The sequence below is a fragment of the Ruegeria sp. CG3 genome (assembly GCF_056537205.1).
In genome coordinates this window covers 1,412,305-1,433,486 of sequence record NZ_JBQFRC010000001.1, presented here as the reverse complement: position 1 = coordinate 1,433,486, position 21,182 = coordinate 1,412,305, and the positions used below count along the sequence as shown (strand labels likewise).

Below are 21,182 nucleotides of genomic sequence, written 5' to 3'. Positions count from 1 at the left end.
CAATGCGTGGCCAGACGGTCAAACGATCCGGTTGGGTTGCGATTCAGAAGTTGAGCGGACTTCAACCGATGGCCGCCGAGTTTCCTGTGTCAAGGCCGCGTCTGTGCGGTGGAATGCTGACCTGAAGCGTCAAGCCTATCGTTGACCAACGATGTTGCACCGTTAACTGAACGGCGTTTCGGCGCCCTTCCGCAACGCAAAGTCAGCCTTTGGTTTGTTTAATCGAGAGGTGCACAAGATTCGTTGGAGCCAGTCGCAGCGCACGGGTTTCTCGCGCAGGGCCAGAAAGACCTATGTGAATCGCTCGTGGCTCGATTTGACGGCGACACGGGGCCCACACTCAAGTCTCACGAAATGCTTTCGCAAAGTAGTCGCTGAACGGTTTGATAAGGTAGGCAATCGGTGTTCTGTCCTGCGTCCGTATGAAGGTTTCGACCGGCATTCCAGGGACCAGAGGTGTTTCCGCAGGCAGTTTTTTCTGCTCTCCGGCATTCAGTGCGATCTCGGCCGTGTAGTAGGTCTGGTTTGTCGAAGCTTCCTCGAACGCATCCGCAGAAACCAGGGTGACCCGTCCTGTCAATTCGGGCGTCTTGCGCTGATCCATGGCCGAAAAGCGCAAAACGACATCTTGTCCGACGAACATCTGGTCGACGTGAATGGGGTCGACGCGCGCACTTATGATCAGCGGACGATCCTGCGGAACGAGGTACAATACCGGTTCAGCCGGTTTCACAACCGCGCCAAGGCTGAAGATGTTCAATCCATGTACGACCCCAGAGACCGGCGCCGTGATTTCAAGGTTGGCGATACGCTCTGCGATATTCGTCGTTTCCTCGCGTAATTCCAGTTCCCGATACCGCAGGTCCCTGAGGCGGGTAATGGCATCTTCGCGGCGTTTGCTTTGCAACTTGAGGATTTGAATCTCGATTTCGGTCTTTCGCCCCTCGGATTCCGCGATACGGGCAGTCAGATCACCCATCGTGCCGCTCAAGCGTGCTTCTTCCCGTTGCAATGACAGAACGCGGGATGCGGGGGCCAATCCGCGTTCAAACAAGGATTCCTGATCCGTCAGTTCCTTTCGTATCAGGTCCAGTTGGGTGGCAAGCGCCAGTTTTTGAGCATCAATCCCGACAATCTGACTGTCGATCTGACCAACTCTTTTGAGTTGCTGATCAATCTCCTGCGCGATGGATTCCTTGCGCGCCACAAACAATCGTTCCTGCCCATAGACCAAGTCCGCGATGTCGATGTCCAAAGATGCGGCTTGCTGAAGTATGGGGTCAAAGCGAATTTCTTCGGTTCCGTCTCTTTCCGCCTCAAGACGACCACGGCGGGCCATGAGCTCGTAAAGCTCTTTTTCGGCGATCGCCAATTTGGTGGCAAGGTCATTGGACGCCAGCTTGATCAGAACATCACCGGCCTCGACCAAGGACCCTTCGTCGACAAGTATCTCGGCGACCACGCCGCCATCAGGGTGTTCCACAACCTGTTGATTTTGATCGACTTCAATTCGACCGCTGGCAACGATTGCCCCGGCAATATTGGTCGTGAAGGACCAATAGCCAAAGCCCCCAAGCAACAGCATCAGGCCCACGAGACCCACGAGCACTGGTCCGCGCGCTGACCAGGAAACAGACGAGTTTACGTCGGACCGCTCCGGTTTCATTTCAGGCCTCCCTGTCTGGCGGTTTTTGCGATTTGTTCGTGGTTGATAACGAGTTTCCGAAGCACGTCTTTTTTGGCGCCGAAGTCCCGGACGGTTCCGTTTTCCAGCATTATCAGCTTGTCGCATTCCTGAATTGCGGCCGGCCGGTGGGCCACGATCAACACGGATTTTCCGTTTGCCTTGAACTCTTCAATTGCGCGATTGACCGCGGCACTGCCTTCGACGTCGAGGTTTGAATTAGGTTCGTCCAGCACGAGCAGAATGGGGTCGCCGTACATGGCGCGGGCAAGGCCTATACGTTGCATCTGACCACCGGACAGCTGCCCTCCGTTCGCCGACACGTAGGTGTCATAGCCATCTGCGAGCCGCAGTATCATCTCATGCGCATCTGCCTTCTTTGCGGCGGCCACGACGGCGGCATCGTCCGGCACGGGCGCCATTCGGGCAATGTTTTCGGCAATAGTGCCGTCGAACAGCTGAAACCGCTGCGGAAGATAGCCGATGAGGCTGCCAAGTTCGGTTGAGCCGTATTGATCCAGCGCGGCGCCATCCAGCCGGATCGTACCGCTGTGCGGACGCCATACGCCAGTCAAGGATCTGGCGAGTGTGGACTTCCCCGCGCCGGATGATCCAATCAAACCAACCGCTTCGCCGGGGTTCACGTTGAACGAAACGGATTTCAGAGCTGCTTGCCGTGAGTTCGGCGGAAAGACGGTCAGGTTTTGAACCACCAACTTGGCTTTGGGTTTCGGCAGTCGCGTATTCACACGCTCGGGCGGTACGGTGCCGAGCAGTTCGGCCAGATTGTCCCAGCCCCTTTTTGCGGTCTGAACCAACTGCCATTGCGCCACAAGCTGCTCCATCGGTGCCAGCGCCCGGCCCAGCAGGATTGAGCTGGCAATCATTGCGCCTGCAGTCAGCTCCCCCTGAAGCACAAGAAATGCACCAACACCAAGGATGGCCGACTGCAAAAACAACCGGAAAGTCTTTGTTACGTTCGCAAAGCTGCCGCTGACATCAGCCGAGCGGATCTGCTCCTTCAGCGCCCGGTCGCGCAACGTCTTCCACCGCGTGTAGGTCGCATCGCGCATACCCATCGCCTCAACGATTTCGGCTTCGTTCCGCAACTGGTTGGACATCGCTTCGGACGAGGCGACAGCACGGCTGGCATTCGACATGGGGCGTGCCGAAAAGACTCGGTTCAAGCCGGTCAGTGCCAAGATGACCAAGCCACCCAGCGCAGCGACAGCACCAAGCCAAGGGTGGAATATCCAGATGCCCAAAAGGAAAACGGGCGTCCAAAACACATCGAAAAAGGCCATTGGAACCGGAGAAGACAAAAGCCGCTGAACAGCCTCAAGATCGCGCAGGCCGGTTTCCGTTTGATCGTCCGGAGCGACCGAGGCTTTGCGCTGCACCGCCTCGAATACCCGACGGTCAAGCCGCGACTGGAATCGGGCCGCGACTCGTCCGAAAATCCTCCCCCGAGCATATTCAAGCAGGCCCAGAATGCCGTACAAGAACGCAACAAGCACCGAGAGAGCGACCAGCGTTTCCACGGATCGGCTGCCCAAAACCCGGTCGTACACCTGCAGCATGTACAATGGCCCGGTCAGCATCAGAAGGTTGGTGAAGCAACTGAGAACACCGACAAAAACGTACAGCCGCCAGCTTTCCCGACGCACTTGGCGAAGTTCCTGACGCCCCGTTTCAAATACGAATTTGGGTTTTCCCATTGGCCGTCACCTTTGCTCTCAACTGATGACCGATACGCTGATCTGATCCGGTTGGATTTGTTTTTTGGTTTCGGCCTCAGTGGGCGCGGAAACGATCGACGCGCTACCGCCGGGGACACATCGTGACTCAGAAATATTTGATCCGAACGGCCTGTGCGCTCCGTACCAGCGGTAAGCCAATCGTTGGCTTGCAAATCTCAGGTGGAGGAAAATATGACGACAATTGCAGGAATTGCCGCAGGAAATCCAAGCTTTAGCATTCTTGTCGCAGCAATAGGTTTTATCGATGACCAGAAGGGGACTGACTACCTTGGTGTCCTCAGTGGAACTGCCGGTGACCCTTCTGCGACCTACACGGTTTTTGCCCCGACAAACGCGGCATTCGGGCAGCTTGCAGCTGATCTGGGTTTTGCGGGCGACGTTACTGACACCGCAGCCGTAACCGCATTTCTGACCTCTCTGAACGAAGATCCGGTGGAAACCGCAACGCTGCTTGAGACGATCGTCACCTATCATGTTGCAGCAGGCACCCAAGGGTCGTCCGAGATTGCGTCGGCGGGTTCGGTGACCTCACTTCAGGGCGGAGTGATCGACGCGTCTGAACTGCCGACACTTGGCGATCTGGAGCCGGACCTCATCAATCCGTCGCTGGTGCAGACAGACATCCTGGCGGACAATGGCGTGGTCCACGTGATTGATCGCGTTCTGCTGCCGATCGATCTGCCAGGCAATGACGCCCCGACGATTACGGAAACCGTTCTGGCGGTAAGCGGCGCATCCGGCTTTGACGAAAACGGAGGTGATTTCGACATTCTCCGAGAAGCTCTGATCGCGGCTGATCTGGCGGGCGCCCTTAATGACCCGAATGCCGACCTTACCGCCTTCGCGCCGACCGATGACGCGTTTATCGCGCTCTCGAACTCACTGGGATACGAAGGCAGCGATGAGGGCGGAGCGTTTGCATACCTTGTTGACGCACTGCGTTTGCTCAACGGCGGAAACGATCCCATCGAGCTGTTGACGACGGTGCTGACATACCATGTCTCGGGTGAAAGCCTGCAGGCCAGCCAGGTTCTAGCGTCTGAGGAAATCGAAACGCTCCAGGGCGGCACGATTGGTGTGGATGCCGAGACCCTTACCCTGGTCGATGCCGATCCGGACGTTCAGGATCCAAGCCTCATCGCGACCGACATTCAGGCGTCGAACGGTGTGATCCATGTATTGAACGGCGTTCTGCTGCCCGCCGATCTGCTGCAATCTGACGGTTCAGGGGCAGTCGATTTCGTCATCGGAGACGACGGTCGCGAAGTTATCCGCACAGGTCGGGACAATGACCTGATCGATGCCAAAGGCGGCAACGATATCGTTTTCGCAGGAAGTGGTGACGATCTGGTTCTCGCCGGTGACGGTCGGGACAAAGTTTTCGGCGGTAAGGGTGACGACACCCTGAACGGCGAGGGTGGAAACGACATCATCTTCGGCGGCCGCGGAAACGACGAGATCGCGGGCGGCGCCGGAAACGACAAACTCATCGGCGGCTCGGGCTCTGACAGCTTCGTCTTCGAACAAGGCGGCGGTCATGACACTGTGTTCGGCTTTCGCGCAGGTCGCGACAAGATCGACCTCAGCGCCTATGGCTTCACAGATTACGAGGAAGTCGAGGATGCGATCAGCGGCCGTTTCTTCAAGACCAAGATCGATTTGGGAGACACGGAAATCTCGTTGTTCGGCGTCCGCGCAAGCAGCCTAGACGAAGGTGATTTCATTCTCTGATAGGCAAGCCCGCCTGGACCGACCAAAACTGTTTGGGCGGGCTTTTCTTGTTGAAACGGCTTCACATTATTTTTCGGGAACAGTGTTTTGGATGTGTGTGGCGACAGCCGGGGCAAACGCCGTTGCTCGCCTTAAGTTATTAATTTTAAATATTTTAACTCTTTGGGTCCGCGTGCATACTGCAAGGCGCAGGCACCCAATCAAGGCCGAAAACTCGTGATTGCTGCGGTGCCGGGCGAGGTAGGTCCACGCATCGCGCGAAGCTCACCGCTGGCATCCTCAAGGCGGACCTCTCGGGCCACCATCGGCTGTATGTCAACGTCACCCCGCTCGATCAGTCCAAGCAGACGCGGGTACTTCCAGGACGGCATGCCCCGGGTGCCAAAAACCGAGAGCTGTTTGGAATAGATCGCGCGCATGTTCATGCGCATCCAACCGTCACCCGACGGCATCCCAATCTGCACATGACGGCCCAAGATCGCGAGGCACTCCAGCGAAGCGTTCGTCGTGGTTTCGATGCCCAGAGCTTCGATGGAAACTTGCGCTCCCCCACCGGTGATTTCCAGGATCGCGGTCGCCGCATCCTCTTTGGATGCATTGACCGTCGCGTCCGCGCCGTGGAGTTTCGCGTGCTCGAGTTTCTCATCGACCACATCCACCACGATAACCCGGCATCCCAGCATTTTCGCAAGCAAGAGAACGGACAGACCAATTCCACCGGTTCCATGGACGGCAACCCATTCGCCCGCAGCGACATCTGCTCGGTCGGTCAAAGCATGCCATGCGGTGGTGACGCGGCAGCCCAGGCCGGCGGCGAGGGCAGGGGAGAGTGTGTCTGGCAAGTGAACCAAGTTATGGTCAAAGGGCACCGCAACATATTCCGCATAGGCGCCCGGTGCGCCAAATCCGGGAACGATCTGGTTGGCGCAGGTATTCGACACTCCGGTTTGACAGGCATGGCAACTGCCGCACCCTAGGATGAATGGGGCGATGAGGCGATCACCCACTTTGTGTTTCGCATTGGACCCGGCCTCGACCACGGTGCCACAGTATTCGTGCCCCAGGATGGAACCGTTTTGAACTTTCGGGTGGGCACCGGACCAGCCGTGGTAGTCCGAGCGGCACACGCCGCAGGCGGCGACCTCCAAGACCACTCCGTTGTCGGGGCAGGTTGGGTCCGGGACCGTTTCAATCGAAAGGTCCTCGTTGAACTCTCTGACGACTGCAGCTCGCACTTCGCGCTCCAAAATGGTTTCTTCGACCCAGAAATCCCGTCCCGTCAGAACTAGACGGGTCGGTCGCCTTTCACGGTTACACGCCGCCCCTTTCGTTCCGCGGGCCAATAGTCCCAGATGGCACGATGCATACAGCAACGATTGTCCCAAAACGCCATATCGTTGAGCGACCACCGGAACCGGATTTGATAGTTGATCTGTTCGGCATGCTCGAAAAGCATGTTGAGGATCGCCTCACTTTCCTTGGCCGACAAGCCGATAATCTTCGTTGTGAACGTTCGGTTGACGAACAGCGATTTTCGTCCTGTCTCGGGGTGAGTTCTGACGATCGGATGAATTGCTTCGGGGCAATCAATATCCGCGTCCTTTTGGCCCCGGTCGCTGTACCGGCCCTTGTATATGTGCTCGGAGCTGTGGAGGGCGGACAGGCCGCCGAGCATGCTTTTGATCGGTTCGGACAGATCATCGTAAGCCGCATACATATCGCTGAACATGGTGTCCCCGCCGCAAGGAGGGGCAATGTGGATCTGAAGCATTGTTCCCAATGGGGGCGTCTCATCACATGACACGTCCGAGTGCCAGAACTCACCGTTGGCTACCTTTGAATTTTTGGTGGCATGGATCTCGAATATCTCCGGATACCCTTCCATTGTTGGGGCTGCGGGGTGTGCGTGGAGCGGCCCGAAGCGTTTCCCAAACTCGATGTGCTGCGCAGGCGGTATCTCTTTCTGCTCTTTGAAGAACAGAACCTGATAGGTGTGAAAGGCATCGCGGATCTCGGCGAACTGGTCGTCGGGCACAGGCTGGCTCAAATCGACCCCATAGATCTCGGCCCCAAGGTTAGGAGCGAAAGGCTTGGCAACGATGGACGTGTAGGTGTTGGACTTTGGGGCAACCATGGGGACCTCGGGGCGCTGTTTCATTGAGCTTGTTTCGCGCAGGGTACAGATCAAAAAATGTAAACAATAACGAAAATGATTTGATCCATCGGTGAAAATCTCTCACCTTTTGCGGGTCCGGCAAAAGTGGTGAGGTCTTTGAGATGAGCATTCGAGCGTTGCGAACTTTGATCGCAATACATCGGCATGGAAGCTTTCGAGCAGCATCGGAGGCCGAGCATCTGACGCCGTCGGCGGTAAGCCATCAGATGCGGAATCTTGAAGCCATGTGGGGGCTCGACTTGTTTGACCGGTCGGCGAAGACACCCAAACTGACCAGTGCGGGGCTCATGCTTGTTGAAGAAGCGGCGGCGGTCGTTGCCGCGTATGATGGCCTGGCTGACAAGGTGAGATCGGACAAGGAGCTTGCAGGCGAGATAATCTTGGGTGCAGTTCCAACGACTTTGACGGGTTTGGTGCCTGCTGCGTTATCAAGGCTGAAGTCAGAGCATCCTGACGTGCGTGTCAGAATTGTTCCGGGCTTGACCAATCAGCTGCTGTTGCAGCTGGACCGCAAACAGGTTCACGCGGCAATCATCTCACGCCCGGATATCCTTCCGAAGTCGCTGGAATTCTCGGAAATCGTGACCGAGAAACTGGTCCTGCTCGTCTCGGAAAAAACTCCGGACCTTTCTCCCGAAGAGCTTCTCGGCGCACTGCCGTTTATTCGGTTCACTCGCGACGCGGTTGTGGGGAGGCAGATCGAGGCCTGGCTGCAAAGGATGGGCATAGAAGTCAAAGACGCCATGGAGCTTGAAAGCCTCGAGGCAATATCAAGCATGGTCGCCGCGGAACTCGGGGTCTCGATCATACCTGACAGTCGTCTGGCGTCTTATGACCATTTGCGGCTCAGAAAAATTCCTCTGGAGCAGTTCGGACCCCGACGCATCGTCGGTCTTGCGAGTGTGGCAATGTCCCCTCGTGCCAGAATGGTGGACGCAGTCCGGGGCGCGCTGCTGGATGCGGTGGGACCCTAGTCGGTTCTCAGGCGGAGCCGAGGCCCCTGATTGCTTTCGAGAATTGCTTTGGTGGCTGCACGTTATTGAAGCCAGAAGCCGGTAGAGTGGCGGCGATGATTTTCGCTGCACCCAGAACCAATTTCGTCATCGACGGCCGGGCTGCTGTTCGCTCGAAAACTGTGCATTTATCTATAGGCCGCCAACTGGAAAAGCCCGTACAACTTGCAAAGTTTGAATTGATCGTCACACTTCTCGTATGAGCGAGTATTTTGATGAGATGTTCAACGGCGACGGGTCTCTCAGAGGTCCGTACGAAGAGATCGGACGTTGGTTCAATGCGGAAGATGTCTCACGGCTGAGGGCCAAACAGCGCGAAGCCGAAGAAGTATTCAGGCTGACGGGGATCACTTTCAACGTCTACGGCAAGACCGAGGCCGAAGAACGCTTGATCCCATTTGATATCGTTCCGCGCGTGATTTCAGGGCGCGAATGGCAACGTCTGGAGCGCGGTATCGAACAACGGGTTCGGGCGATCAATGCGTTTCTTCACGACATCTATCACCGTCAGGAAATCGTGCGTGCCGGTCGCGTGCCGGCAGAGATGATTGCCAGCAACGAAGCCTTCCTGCCGCAGATGCTGGGTGTCTCACCGCCGGGGCAGGTCTACACCCATGTGGTCGGCGTTGATCTGGTGCGTACCGGGCCGGATGAGTTCTTCGTGTTGGAAGACAACGCCCGCACGCCGTCCGGGGTCAGCTACATGCTCGAAAACCGGGAAACGATGCTGAAGATGTTCCCCGAGCTTTTCAGCGCCACGAATGTGCGCAATGTATCCGACTACCCCCGCAATCTGAGACGCTCGCTTGCGGCCAGTGCGCCGGCCTGCGCGGATGGCGAGCCGACCGTCGCGGTATTGACACCGGGGATCTACAATTCAGCCTATTTTGAACATGCGTTTCTGGCCGATCAGATGGCCGTGGAACTGGTCGAGGGCCACGACCTGCGGGTTGTCGACGGGCGCGTCTGCATGCGCACCACGCGAGGTTACAAACCAATCGACGTTCTTTACCGCCGGGTTGACGATGATTTCCTGGACCCGCTGAATTTCAACCCGGACAGCGCGCTGGGCGTTCCCGGCATTCTGGACGTCTATCGTGCTGGGGGTATTACGATCGCCAACGCGCCGGGCACGGGCATTGCCGATGACAAGGCAATCTATTCCTACATGCCTGAAATCGTTGAGTTCTACACGGGTGAGAAGCCCCTGCTAAAAAACGTTCCTACGTGGCGCTGCAGCGACCCCGAGTCGCTGTCCTACGTATTGGACAACCTGTCCGACCTTGTCGTCAAAGAGGTGCACGGCTCGGGCGGCTATGGGATGCTGATCGGTCCGACCGCCAGCAAGAAAGAGATTGCGGCCTTCCGTGACAAGCTCAAGTCGCGGCCGTCGAACTATATCGCGCAGCCCACGTTGTCTCTCTCGACAGTACCAATCTTCGCCCGTTCGGGACTTGCCCCCCGGCATGTCGATCTGCGGCCGTTTGTTCTGGTGTCCCCGGATGGGATCGAGATCACCCCCGGCGGCCTGACGCGCGTTGCGCTGAAAAAAGGGTCTCTGGTCGTGAATTCAAGCCAAGGCGGCGGGACCAAAGACACCTGGGTTCTGGAGGACTGACCATGCTGGGAAAAACTGCTGGCGGGTTGTTCTGGATGTCCCGGTATCTTGAGAGGGCGGAAAACACGGCCAGATTGCTTGAAACAGGCCAGAGGATGGCGCTGACCCGGACCAAGAACTCCGATGCGGAATGGGGCTCGGTTCTGAAAACAGCAGGCGTTTTCGGTGGATACAGCGCCAAATATGATGAGATTTCAAAAGACAATGCCGTGGATTGGATGTTGCGTGATCCCGACAATCCATCCTCGATCAAGTCGGTCATCAAGCAGGCGCGAGACAACGCGCGCCTTGTTCGAACTGCATTGACCCATGATGTCTGGAGCGCGGTGAACGCCACGTGGATGCAGATTGATCAAGCCATGAAGCGCCGCGTGAACGAGAGAGACCTGCCGGGGACGCTGGAGCTTATTCGTCAACAGGCGGCTCTGGTTCGTGGCGCAACGCTGGGGACCATGCTGCGCAACGATATTTTCGACTTCACCCGGATCGGCACCTTTGTCGAGCGGGCCGACAATACCGGGCGCATCCTGGACGTGAAGTACTATGTCCTTCTGCCCACGGCCTTTTCGGTCGGCTCGTCACTGGACAACATCCAATGGGAAAGCATCCTGCGGTCCGTGGGTGCGGGTGGTGGCTATCGCATGACCCACGGCCAGAATACCCGGCCGTCGGAAATTGCGCAGTTTCTGATCCTTGATCAGCGGATGCCCCGCAGCCTGCATTTCTGCTGCAGGAAAATCCAAGAGAACCTTTCGTATCTCAGCAAAGACTATGGCTTTGCGGGGCCGTCGGTTACGGCGGCCAATGCGCTGTCCGAGAAGTACCTCGACCGGCAGATTTCCGATATCTTTGACCTTGGGCTGCACGAGTACATTCAGGACTTTTTGAAAGATCTCGGAGACTTGAGCCACCAGATTGAAGTTGACTACCGGTTCTATGAGTGACCAATGAAACTGCATATTCGCCACGAGACACGATACGATTTCGACGCGCCGGTTCCCTTTGGCCTGCAGCAGCTGAGAAAAACACCCAAATCCTTCCGCAATCAGAATATCCTCTCTTGGAGCACCGAAGTAACCGGGGGGCGCAAGGAACTGAGCTTTGAGGACTACCATCGCAACACTGTGGAACTGATCAGTTTCGAAGCGAATACCCAAAGCATCTCATTAATCTCCGAAGGTGTTGTCGAGGTTGAAGACACGCATGGTGTGTTGGGACGTCACGAGGGCTCGACGCCGTTGTGGCTTTTTCAGCGGAGCACGCCTTTGACAACGCCGGGCAAGGGTGTTGCAGACGTGATCGCCGCTTTGCCGGATGGTGAGCCGCTTGAGCGGATGCATGCCCTGTCCGAAAGAGTTCGGGCTCAGGTCTCCTACGAAGTGGGTGGCTCGCACCCGGACTGGAGCGCAGAAGACGCTCTCAAGGCCGGGCGCGGCGTGTGTCAGGACCACGCGCATGTGTTCATCACCTGCGCGCGAAAGATCGGCGTGCCAGCCCGCTATGTCTCGGGTTACCTGATGATGAACGAAACCGAATTGCAGGATGCCACCCACGCGTGGGCCGAAGTTCATCTGGACGGGCTTGGCTGGGTTGGATTTGACGTGTCCAACGGGATTTCACCCGATGACAGGTACGTGCGTGTCGCAACCGGTCTGGACTATGCCCAGGCGGCCCCGGTAATAGGAAACAGAATTGGGGCAGCGGGCGAGCAGTTGACGGTTCAATTGCAGGTCGCACAGCAGTAACGGAGAACCTGATGACCTATGCTGTGGGCATGCGGCTGAACCGCGGACTGGTTTTCATGTCGGACACGCGCACGAATGCAGGTGTCGACAACGTGTCCACCTTCAACAAGATGTTCAATTGGACCGTCGAAGGCGACCGTTCGATCACCTTGTTGACGGCTGGCAACTTGGCGACCACCCAAGCCACCATAAGCCTGCTGGAAGAACGTACAAAAGCCCCGGAAGACCGGTCGCCGTCGATCCTTGAGGCGCCGACGATGTTTCAGGTCGCCCAATTGGTTGCGGCAACGCTGAACGACGTCATTGAGGGGCATTCCCGAGCGGGCCAACAGGCAGACAGCGCCTTTCACGCCACCCTGATCCTGGGGGGGCAGATCAAAGGCGGCCCGTCGCGCCTGTTTCTGATCTATCCCGAGGGCAATTTCATCGAGGCCGGTGAGGATACCCCGTTCTTTCAGATCGGTGAGACGAAGTACGGCCGCCCCATACTGGTACGTGCGTTTGATCCGGACATGAGCTTTTCCGAAACGGTAAAGCTGTTGCTGGTCAGTTTCGATTCAACGATCAAGGCCAATTTGTCCGTCGGTGCACCGCTTGATCTGCTGCTTTATGAGGAAGATAGCCTTACGGCCGGCACGCGTTCAAGGTTCGAGCCTGACGATCAGTACTTTCGGACCATATCCGAAGGGTGGGGCGATGCGCTGAAGGTCGCCCTGTCAAAGCTTCCGGCATACGAAGCCTGAGGAGCGAAGTCTTGTGCTCCCGCAGGGCGCAGGTTTCAGGCTGCCAGACCCTCAGCAGCCATTTGACTCAGGGTCACTCAGATAGGCGATCATCTGGTCCAGGTCGCGGCGAATCCCGTGCAGGTCTTTGATCTTTTGATCCACATCGGCCAACTTGCTTTTTAGGTTCGCGATCACCTCGGGCCGCGGGATAGTGTTTTCCGGGTCTTCCGGAAGGAAGCGCTTGATTTCCGACAGAGAAAAGCCAAGCGACTTGCTCATTGCGATGGTCTTGATGCGCGAAATCATTGCGTCGGGATAGTCGCGATAACCGTTCTCCAGACGCTCGGGCGGTGGGATCAGGCCGTGTTTTTCGTAGAACCGAATGCTTGACGCTGACACGCCCGTGGATTCTGCCAATTTTCCGATCTTCATGCCCTTGACCTTCAACCATTGTCGAAGGTTTATATCACCTGGGATCGAGAAGAAAAGGATCCCAAGATGACTGTTTCACCGCTGTTCGAACCGCTCACATTGCCAAATGGCGCGGTTCTCAGAAACCGTCTGGCAAAAGCTGCAATGGAAGAAAGCCTAGCGGCTTTCGGGCAGGTGCCAGACGAGAAAATTCACCAGCTCTACCGCCGCTGGGCCGCGGGCGGCGCGGGCCTGTTGATCACTGGAAATGTAATGGTCTCGGCTGATGCGCTGTCCGGCCCCGCAAGCGTGGTTCTGGAAGACGGAACCGATCTTGCGCCTTTCCGCGAATGGGCCGAGGCAGGGCAGATGCGCGGCGGAGCAATCTGGATGCAGATCAATCATCCCGGTCGTCAGGTCCTGGCGAGCCTGGGAGAAGAAACGGTGTCGGCGTCCGACGTTCCGGTCGAGATCCCCGGCATGTCCAATAATTTCAACCCGCCGCGGGCCCTGACCGAGGCCGAAATCCAAGACCTGGTTGCCCGTTTTGCTCGAACAGCCGCGTTGGCCGAAGAAGCAGGATTTGACGGCGTTCAGATACATGCCGCCCACGGTTATCTTATCAGCCAGTTTCTATCGCCCTTGACCAATCGCCGTACCGACCATTGGGGCGGCTCTTTGGAGAATAGGGCGCGCTTCCTTTTTGAGGTCGTTCGCGCGATCCGGGCCAGCGTCTCCAAGAGCTTTACCGTTTCGGTGAAGCTGAACTCGGCTGATTTTCAGAAAGGTGGATTTGGGCAGGATGATGCCAAATGGGTGGTCAACCAACTTGGCGATATGGCTATTGATCTGGTCGAATTGTCCGGCGGTTCCTATGAGAGTCCGGCCATGCAGGGCAGGCAGGAGGATGGCTCCAGCACGGCCCGGCGCGAAGCCTATTTTGTAGACTTCGCGCGGGAGATCGCTGCTGACGCGAAAATGCCGATCATGGTGACCGGCGGCATTCGCTCTCGGGCTGTTGCCGAGGATGCATTGGCCAACAACAGGGGCGGGATTGGCGTCTCGGTTCTGGGAGTGGCTCGCGCGATGGCGTTTGAACCTGATCTTGTCGAAAACTGGCGGAATGGCAAATCAGAGTCGGTCAATATCCCGGAAGTGTCTTGGAAAAACAAAAGGCTGGCGGGGTTCGCCTCGATGGTGCTGGCGTATTTCCAGCTTGAACGACTGGCAAATGGCAAGCCACCGAAAGTACCTCACTCGGCATTTCTCGCGCTGATGCGAAATCAGATGCGGGCGAAGCGATGGACGAAACGATACCGTTCCTGGCGCGATGCCCGGGCATGATGTGGTCAGGGAAGCCTAAAGCAGGGAGCCAACGGCGTTTGTGCGGGTAATCACCGTGTGGCGGCGCCTTTGACGCTTGGCTTCCGGCACCGACCGCAGGTGTTTCTGCCGTTGCCGCCAGAGTTGGAAATGGGCGCAACCTTACACAGGTTGCGCCCGAATTTTTGCTTGCTCGCCGCTTCTAACCAAGCAACCCTGGCAGGGTCAGCGAGATCGCGGGCACAAAGGTGATCAGCATCAGAGCGACCAGAATTGCCAGGTAAAAGGGCCATATCGTCCGAACCGCCTTTTCCATCGGCAGTTTGCCAACGGCGCAGCCGACAAACAGGCAGGAGCCAACCGGAGGGGTGCACAGTCCCAGGCCCAGATTCACCAGCAAGATCATTCCGAACTGCAGGGGATCAATGCCAAGGCTGTTGGCAACCGGCAGGAAGATCGGCGTGCAGATCAGGATCAGGGCCGCCATGTCCATGATCATGCCCAGAAGCAACAAGACCGCATTGATCATCAGCAGGATAAGGATCGGGTTTTCCGTCAGGCCTGTCAGAAGATCCACCGTTTTGTCCGGCACTCTGTAGAAGGTCAGCATATAGGCAAAGGCACCCGCGCAGGCGATCAGGATCATGACCATGGCCGTCGTGCGTACGGCCGACGCAACCGCGATGCAGAACTTGTCCCAAGTGATACTCCGGTAGACCACGAGCGTGACGACAAAGGCATAGATTGCGCCGAACGCCCCGGATTCAGTGACCGTGAAGATGCCTGACAGGACACCTCCGACGATGATCACGGCAGTCAGCAGCCCGGGGATCGCGCTGAGAAAGCTGATGACCAGAGCCTTCCAGCCCGGAAAGGTTTCGGCCTGATACCCTCGGCGCACCGCAACAAGATACGCGGCGACGGCAAGGCAGAGGCACATCAACACGCCCGGAACTACGCCCGCAAGGAAAAGCTTCGAGATCGAAATGCCGCCCCCCGCTGCAATGGCGAAGATGATCATGTTGTGGCTGGGAGGGATGATGATCCCTGCGATCGACGACGTGACCGTCACATTGACCGCATAATCCGCGTCGTAGCCTTTCTCTTTCATCACGGGAACAAGAATGGAGCCGAGGGCGGATATATCGGCGATGGCCGATCCCGAAATTCCACCAAACAACATCGAAGAAAACACATTCACGATGCCCAAGCCCCCACGAACGGCGCCGACTGCGGCCGACGCGAAACGCACCAGACGCATGGCGATCCCGCCGTGGAACATCAGTTCGCCGGCGAAGATGAAGAACGGGATTGCCATTAACGAGAAAACGTTGATGCCCGAGATGATCCGCTGGAACCCGATCATCAGCGGCAAACCTTCGAACCAGAAGGCCGAGATGGCGGCAATGCCCAAGGCGAAGGCCACGGGTGTTCCGATCAGTACACACAGGGCGAAGACGCCAAGCAAAAGAAGAATTCCCATGATCCGCCTCTATTCGATGCTGTCTTTTCGCTCGTCAAAACCGACGCAGAGGCGGATCAGGTGACCAACGGAAAACACAAGGATAAGGCCCCCGCCAATGGTCAGGGGCAATGACCGCAAGCCTTCTGGAACCTGGATCAGGGGGATGAGCGACCCCCATTTGAACATCGTAAGCCGCGCCCCGAACACCAGCATCAGAGCGCCGAATCCGGCCATGATCACATCCGTGCAAACGACCAGAGCCGTCCTGAATCGTCGCGGAACGGCCGAGCGCACGAGGGACACGGACAAATGCGTGTTGTCGTGCACACCGACCGCCGCGCCGATGAACGCGATCGTCATGACCAGCAGCAGGGCGACCTGCTCGACCCACGTTGGCGTTGCGTTCAGGACGTAGCGGCCGAAGACGAGCCAGCCGAATATGACGGTGACCACGACCAGCGCGACACCGGTCACGATCCGGCATGCATCGGCGATGCGGTCGAGGATCCGGACCATAGTGCGCACTGAGGACGGGGGCGGAGATGTATTGCTCATAAGCCTGAAACTCTTGATCAGATGTCCGGCCCCGCATTGGCAGGGCCGGACTGTATCAGATCCGATACGGTTCGATCACTCGGTCGCCTGGATGGTTTCAACCAACGGGCGGAGGTCAGGGTTGGTTGCGAAATAGGCCTCGTAGACCGGAGCCATCGCGGCCTGGAACGGCGCTTTGTCGGCCACTTCGTTCACTACCACACCCGCAGCCTCGACCGCCGCGCGGCTGGCCGCTTCACGCTCGGCCCACAATTGCCGCTGCAACTCGGCGGACTCTTGCGCCGCCTCTCTGACTGCGGCCTGCAGTTCGGGCGACAAGGCGTTGAATTTGTCGGTGTTGACGCACACGCATTCAGGGATGATCAGGTGCTGGGACAGCGAGTAATAGCCGGCAACCTCGAAATGGCCGGTCGACTCGTAGGACGGCCAGTTGTTCTCGGCGCCATCGACGACCCCGGTCTTCAGGGCCTGATAGACCTCGGCGAAGGCCATGGGCGACGGGTTGCCGCCAAGTTCGGCAATCATGCCGGTGAACAGATCGTTGTTCATGACCCGCACTTTCATGCCCTGGACATCGGCCGGGGTATTGATCGGCTTGGTCCCGTTGTAGAAGGATCGGGCGCCGGCGTCATACCAGGCAAGCGGGGTCAATCCCTTGGCTGCCATACCGGCCGCGATCGCGGCACCGCCCTCGCTGTCCAGAACGCGGAACATGTGGGGGACGTCCTTGAAGATGAAGGGCAGTGAAACGACATTTGCCTCGGCGACAATCGGGCCGATCGGACCCAGGTTGAAATTTCCGACCTCCAGAGCGCCAGCGCGGACCTGTTCGACCGCATCGGGCTGGCTGCCCAATGTGCCGCCGTGGAACATTTGCAGGTTGATTTCACCGCCGGTCTTTTCGGTGACCAGCTCGGCGAATTTGTCCATCGCGACAGTATTCGGGTAGCCGTCTGCGTGGATGTTCCACCCGCGCCAATCCTCGGCCAAAGATGCGCTGCCGGTCATGACGACCATGGCTGCGGCGCCGATTAGTGTTTTTGTAAGTTTGGTGTTCATGCTTTCCTCCCTAGAAGCAGACAGATGTTTTTGGTGATCGGTCGGAGCCGGCTATGAAAAGAGCAGGCCTCCGTTGATGTCGATGTTCGCGCCCGTAATGAATGCGGCGGCGTCTGAGGCCAGAAACGCGACGAGGTTTGCCACATCCTCGGACGTGCCTTCGCGTTTCAGCGGTGTGGCGCTGGCCACGTTGGTTCGGACTTCGGTCTTGGTGAAGACATTGTGGAAGTCTGTGTCGATCATGCCCGGGCAAACCGAATTGATCCGGATCTCGGGCCCCAGTTCCTTGGCCAGCCCACGTGTCATCGTCATGACCGCCCCCTTCGAGGCCGCATAGGCGACCGCGCCCGGACCACCGCCGTCACGACCCGCCTGACTGGCGAACCCGACGATCGCGCCGCCTTTTTTCATGTGCGGCAACACCGACTGAACGGCGCGGGCAAAAGAAGTGGTGTTCAGGTCCATAACGTAACGCCAGTGGTCCATGTCCATATCGGACAGGGTCTTTCGGGCCACCAACCCTCCGGTCACGTGGACAAGAATGTCGATCCGGGGTCCAAAAGCGGCAATCGTTTCTGAGACCAGCCTGTCCACATCCGCGCCTGACGTCATGTCGCCCTGTACGGCAATCGCCTGACCGCCGGCAGCCGTAATCTCCTGGACCGCCGTCTCTGCACCCGTAGATGAGCTGTGATAGTTGATTGCGACCGACGCTCCGGCCTCGGCCAGTTTCAGAACGCAGGCACGGCCGATGTCCCGTCCGCCGCCGGTCACGATCGCAACCTTCCCTGCAAGGTCCCGGGTCAGGCCAATCTGTTCAGCGTTCAATTCGGTCATTCTCTTGTCCCTTTGGATACCCGGTCAGCCTGCCGGCGCGCCCGTTCCGATCTTTGGGTTCGAACGGGCATGAAGCAGTGTTGCGTATTTTAGTCGACTAGGATACTAGTATTGTCAACAACTTTGTTTGAGGATCACAAAGGGCATCGCACGGCACGTGCCAAATCAATTGGCTGGAGTTACATTGAGGAGTATCGAGGGAGGGGCCTCGAGCCACGGAAAACCACCCGAGTTGGTCACGCGCAGAAAAAGGCAGGAAATGCAAAGTATTACGGACAAGATCGAGCGGCGCACAACCACCGACATCGTGTATGAGAGCCTGTACGAGGCGATCGTTTCGCTTGAAATTCTGCCGGGGACTAAACTGTCCGAAGCAGACATAGCGAAGAAATTCGAGGTGTCCAGGCAGCCTGTCCGCGATGCTTTCAACAGGCTCGAGGCGCAGGATTTGCTGCTGATCCGTCCTCAGAAAGCCACTCGGGTCCGTAGCTTTTCAATGGAACGGATCGGTCATGCACGCTTTGTTCGCCTGGCCGTCGAGTTGGAGGTGGTACGCGCTGCATGCCAGGTTTGGAAGCCCGAATTCTCGAAGCTGCTGGAAGACAATCTCAAGCGGCAGAAAGACGTGGTTTCAAGGAACGAGGCCGAAGAGTTTCATCAACTCGACTACGATTTTCATCGGTTGATATGCGAGCTGAGCGGCAACCCGCTGGCCTTTGACACGATTCAGGAATGCAAAAGAAAGATCGACCGCCTGTGCGTTCTGAGCCTTGGGCGCGAGAGCGAGGCCGAGACTCTGGTTCGGGATCATGTGGCGCTGGCCAAGGCGCTTGCAGACCGCGACGAGGCGGTGGCGAGCGAAACCATTCGCCGTCATCTGGGCCGTATCGACAAGACCATCGAAGAGGTTCACGCGAAACATGCCGAGTATTTCGAGTGAAATGAACGCCGCCACCTGACCGAGGACACTGTATCATGACCAATAGCTATCCGATTGTGTCGCCCGCGCCGGGCGTCATGCGCCAGGTATTGGCAGATCACGAAGACCTCATGATGGTGTCCTTCCGCTTTGAGAAAGGTGCCGAAGGCGCACTGCACGACCACCCGCATGTGCAGTCGACATTTGTGCGGTCCGGGCGGTTCAATTTCGTCATCGGAGATCAGGAGCGAGAGCTGGGGCCCGGTGACAGCCTGATCATTCCGTCCGGCGTAAGCCATGGTTGCGTTTGCCTGGCGGCCGGAGAGTTGATCGACTGTTTCACGCCCAGGCGGGACGACTTTTTGTAAGGCGCATTCCGCGAACGCGCTTGCCGTGGCCCGCGATCACCTTGACCCCATGAGGCCGGGTAACCTGTTTTTCGGCGAAACGGGTCGGGCAGGGGGGCATATCATTGCGCCGGAAGTCGGATCAACCGACAGCGGCCCCGCAGCTTGGGCTAGGAATTGCGGTCCTCACGTGCTGATCCAATGCCAAGGATCAGGTCAGCGCATCGTTCGCCCAGCATCATGGCGGGTGCGTTTGTGTTGCCTGCGTTGATGTCCGGCACGGCGGACATGTCGCACGCCCGCAAGCCCTCGATTCCGCGCACGCGCATTCTGGGGTCCAACACGGCCATTCCATCACCGTCCCGGCCCATTCTGGCCGTGCCCGCCGGGTGATAGTTGGTTTTCACGAACCGTTTGCAATGTGCTCGCAGCGTCTGGTCGTCGTCCGCCGTCGGAATCACGATTTCGCGGATCCTTTGTGCAAGCGGGCCCGAGGTGAATGCCCGGCGAAAGAAACGCTGCCCCAGGATCATCTCCTGCATGTCGTATTCATGCTTCAGAAGATTCGGCGAAACTACTGGCATGGCGTCGGGGTCTGCCGAGCGAAGCCGAACCTCTCCGCGTGATTTCGGTTTGACCACGACAGTCGTGACGGTCAGGCCAAAGTCATCCTGCACCTCGTCAAGCGCGTCGCGATCCAGATAGACGATGGGAACGCAAAATGCCTGAATGGTCGGTTCTCCATCAGGGTTCGACGGATTGACGAACGCGCCGGCTTCTACCCCGGCCGAAGTCACCGGGCCGCTGCCGAACAGCTTGAACTGGATGCCGTTGCGCAGCATCCGCCAGCCCTCACCTTGTTTGAAATATCCGTAGGGGCCGTTGGCAAAGGCGGTGATCGGAACTTCGGGGTGGTCGATCAGGTTTTGGCCAACCCCGGGCAATGGGCAGACCACGGGAATATCGTGTTCGGCAAGATGTGCATCCGGTCCGATACCCGACAGCATTAGAATTTTCGGAGTGATCAGGGCGCCAGCCGCAAGCACAACCTCACCATCACACCGGACGGTGTGGGACCCGCGTTTGTCTCGATACTGCACGCCGACGGCCCGGTCGTTTTTGATGATGACTTTGCTGACCTTTGCGCCCAACCGGACGGTCAAATTCGGGTTCGCCTCAAGTGGAGCGAGGAAAGCGTAGGCTGACGAGCTGCGCTTTCCGGCACGATTGGTGAACTGATAGAACCCGACGCCGCGCTGCGTTGCGCCGTTGAAGTCCGTGTTGAATGGTTCGCCAAGGGCCTGCACCGACTGAACGAACCAACGGGACATGTCGTCGATATGCCCCGGATCCGAGACCTGCACCGGACCGTCGCTGCCATGCAGGTCGTTGTGCAGCCTGTTGTTGCCTTCCATCCTGCGGAAATAAGGCAGCACATCATCCCATCCCCAGCCGACCCCGTCGTTGGTCTGTCTCAGCAGGTCGTTCCATGCGTCATAGTCAGAAGGCCGACCGCGCATATAGACCTGCGCATTCACCGACGACCCGCCGCCCAGCACGTTGGCCTGCGGAATGTCATGCACGCGGCCGTCCAGATGGTCCTGCGGTTTGGTCTGGTGGTAGGTCATGAACTTGGACCCGTTGATCATCTTGAAGATACCCGGCGGCATATCCAGCAGCGGATGGCGATGCGAATGCCCCGCCTCCAGTACCAGAACCCTGCACTTGCCTTTGTTGACCAGCCGCGCTGCTGCCGCGGCGCCGGCCGAGCCGCCGCCGATGACGATGTGATCGAAGGTTTCCGTCATGATTTC

General features: G+C 57.9%; 19 protein-coding genes. 9 read left to right on the top strand and 10 right to left on the bottom strand.

Features of this window, described 5'->3' with window-relative positions; translation table 11 throughout:
- Positions 1-340 precede the first annotated feature (340 nt).
- Both ACR0NB_RS07115 and ACR0NB_RS07110 read right to left on the bottom strand, forming a co-directional pair.
- The gene (locus tag ACR0NB_RS07115) at positions 341-1,666 is read right to left on the bottom strand and encodes an HlyD family type I secretion periplasmic adaptor subunit (protein ID WP_170433420.1); all 1,326 of its coding nucleotides are present in this window, start codon (positions 1,664-1,666) and stop codon (positions 341-343) included.
- Positions 1,663-3,285: a type I secretion system permease/ATPase gene (locus tag ACR0NB_RS07110; RefSeq protein ID WP_480775630.1), complete on the bottom strand. Its 1,623-nt coding sequence runs from the start codon at positions 3,283-3,285 to the stop codon at positions 1,663-1,665. Before ACR0NB_RS07110 ends, ACR0NB_RS07115 begins: the two co-directional genes overlap by 4 nt.
- Before the next feature lie 330 nt (positions 3,286-3,615).
- On the opposite strand from ACR0NB_RS07110, the gene ACR0NB_RS07105 reads away from it, so the two are divergent.
- Complete coding sequence (locus ACR0NB_RS07105) at positions 3,616-5,175, top strand: fasciclin domain-containing protein (RefSeq protein WP_170437057.1); 1,560 nt, start codon at positions 3,616-3,618, stop codon at positions 5,173-5,175.
- A gap of 200 nt (positions 5,176-5,375) precedes the next feature.
- Here ACR0NB_RS07105 and ACR0NB_RS07100 read toward each other — a convergent pair whose 3' ends face one another.
- Together ACR0NB_RS07100 and ACR0NB_RS07095 are read right to left on the bottom strand one after the other, a co-directional pair.
- A complete protein-coding gene (locus tag ACR0NB_RS07100; RefSeq protein WP_480775282.1) occupies positions 5,376-6,410 on the bottom strand; it encodes a zinc-dependent alcohol dehydrogenase family protein in 1,035 nt (344 codons plus the stop codon).
- A 50-nt stretch (positions 6,411-6,460) separates the two neighbouring features.
- Positions 6,461-7,333, bottom strand: a complete 873-nt coding sequence (locus tag ACR0NB_RS07095) for a TauD/TfdA dioxygenase family protein (protein ID WP_217355496.1) — start codon at positions 7,331-7,333, stop codon at positions 6,461-6,463.
- Between the two features lie 119 nt (positions 7,334-7,452).
- Between ACR0NB_RS07095 and ACR0NB_RS07090 the strand changes: the two genes are divergently transcribed.
- The 5 genes from ACR0NB_RS07090 (at position 7,453) to ACR0NB_RS07070 (ending at position 12,470) form a co-directional block, all read left to right on the top strand.
- Positions 7,453-8,325: a LysR family transcriptional regulator gene (locus tag ACR0NB_RS07090; protein ID WP_480775281.1), complete on the top strand. Its 873-nt coding sequence runs from the start codon at positions 7,453-7,455 to the stop codon at positions 8,323-8,325.
- 238 nt (positions 8,326-8,563) lie between these two features.
- Positions 8,564-9,982 (top strand): circularly permuted type 2 ATP-grasp protein, encoded by a 1,419-nt coding sequence (locus ACR0NB_RS07085; RefSeq protein ID WP_170339274.1) that lies wholly within the window; start codon positions 8,564-8,566, stop codon positions 9,980-9,982.
- A 2-nt stretch (positions 9,983-9,984) separates the two neighbouring features.
- A complete protein-coding gene (locus tag ACR0NB_RS07080) occupies positions 9,985-10,926 on the top strand; it encodes an alpha-E domain-containing protein (RefSeq protein WP_480775280.1) in 942 nt (313 codons plus the stop codon).
- Between the two features lie 3 nt (positions 10,927-10,929).
- A complete protein-coding gene (locus ACR0NB_RS07075) occupies positions 10,930-11,727 on the top strand; it encodes a transglutaminase family protein (RefSeq protein WP_475143450.1) in 798 nt (265 codons plus the stop codon).
- Between the two features lie 11 nt (positions 11,728-11,738).
- Positions 11,739-12,470 (top strand): proteasome-type protease, encoded by a 732-nt coding sequence (locus ACR0NB_RS07070; RefSeq protein WP_170339269.1) that lies wholly within the window; start codon positions 11,739-11,741, stop codon positions 12,468-12,470.
- 51 nt (positions 12,471-12,521) lie between these two features.
- Here ACR0NB_RS07070 and ACR0NB_RS07065 read toward each other — a convergent pair whose 3' ends face one another.
- The gene (locus ACR0NB_RS07065) at positions 12,522-12,884 is read right to left on the bottom strand and encodes a MerR family transcriptional regulator (RefSeq protein ID WP_170357446.1); all 363 of its coding nucleotides are present in this window, start codon (positions 12,882-12,884) and stop codon (positions 12,522-12,524) included.
- Between the two features lie 66 nt (positions 12,885-12,950).
- On the opposite strand from ACR0NB_RS07065, the gene ACR0NB_RS07060 reads away from it, so the two are divergent.
- On the top strand, positions 12,951-14,207 hold the full coding sequence (locus ACR0NB_RS07060; RefSeq protein WP_480775279.1) for an NADH:flavin oxidoreductase/NADH oxidase family protein: 1,257 nt from the start codon (positions 12,951-12,953) through the stop codon (positions 14,205-14,207).
- A 181-nt stretch (positions 14,208-14,388) separates the two neighbouring features.
- Here ACR0NB_RS07060 and ACR0NB_RS07055 read toward each other — a convergent pair whose 3' ends face one another.
- From ACR0NB_RS07055 to ACR0NB_RS07040, 4 genes are all read right to left on the bottom strand, one after another.
- Positions 14,389-15,669, bottom strand: a complete 1,281-nt coding sequence (locus ACR0NB_RS07055) for a TRAP transporter large permease (protein ID WP_170339264.1) — start codon at positions 15,667-15,669, stop codon at positions 14,389-14,391.
- Positions 15,670-15,678: 9 nt separating this feature from the next.
- Complete coding sequence (locus ACR0NB_RS07050) at positions 15,679-16,167, bottom strand: TRAP transporter small permease (RefSeq protein ID WP_254430270.1); 489 nt, start codon at positions 16,165-16,167, stop codon at positions 15,679-15,681.
- A 114-nt stretch (positions 16,168-16,281) separates the two neighbouring features.
- Positions 16,282-17,265 carry a TRAP transporter substrate-binding protein gene (locus tag ACR0NB_RS07045; RefSeq protein ID WP_093961689.1) on the bottom strand — a complete coding sequence of 328 codons (984 nt, stop codon included), beginning with the start codon at positions 17,263-17,265 and terminating at the stop codon, positions 16,282-16,284.
- A 51-nt stretch (positions 17,266-17,316) separates the two neighbouring features.
- Positions 17,317-18,102, bottom strand: coding sequence for an SDR family NAD(P)-dependent oxidoreductase (locus ACR0NB_RS07040; RefSeq protein ID WP_480775278.1), 786 nt, complete (start codon positions 18,100-18,102; stop codon positions 17,317-17,319).
- 259 nt (positions 18,103-18,361) lie between these two features.
- Here ACR0NB_RS07040 and ACR0NB_RS07035 point away from each other — a divergent pair, with 259 nt between their 5' ends.
- Both ACR0NB_RS07035 and ACR0NB_RS07030 read left to right on the top strand, forming a co-directional pair.
- Positions 18,362-19,042: a GntR family transcriptional regulator gene (locus tag ACR0NB_RS07035; protein WP_480775277.1), complete on the top strand. Its 681-nt coding sequence runs from the start codon at positions 18,362-18,364 to the stop codon at positions 19,040-19,042.
- 35 nt (positions 19,043-19,077) lie between these two features.
- Entirely contained in the window at positions 19,078-19,389 is a 312-nt protein-coding gene (locus tag ACR0NB_RS07030; RefSeq protein ID WP_170366855.1) for a cupin domain-containing protein, read from the top strand.
- 149 nt (positions 19,390-19,538) lie between these two features.
- On the opposite strand, the gene ACR0NB_RS07025 is transcribed toward ACR0NB_RS07030, so the two are convergent.
- The gene (locus ACR0NB_RS07025) at positions 19,539-21,176 is read right to left on the bottom strand and encodes a GMC family oxidoreductase (protein WP_480775276.1); all 1,638 of its coding nucleotides are present in this window, start codon (positions 21,174-21,176) and stop codon (positions 19,539-19,541) included.
- Positions 21,177-21,182 lie beyond the last annotated feature (6 nt).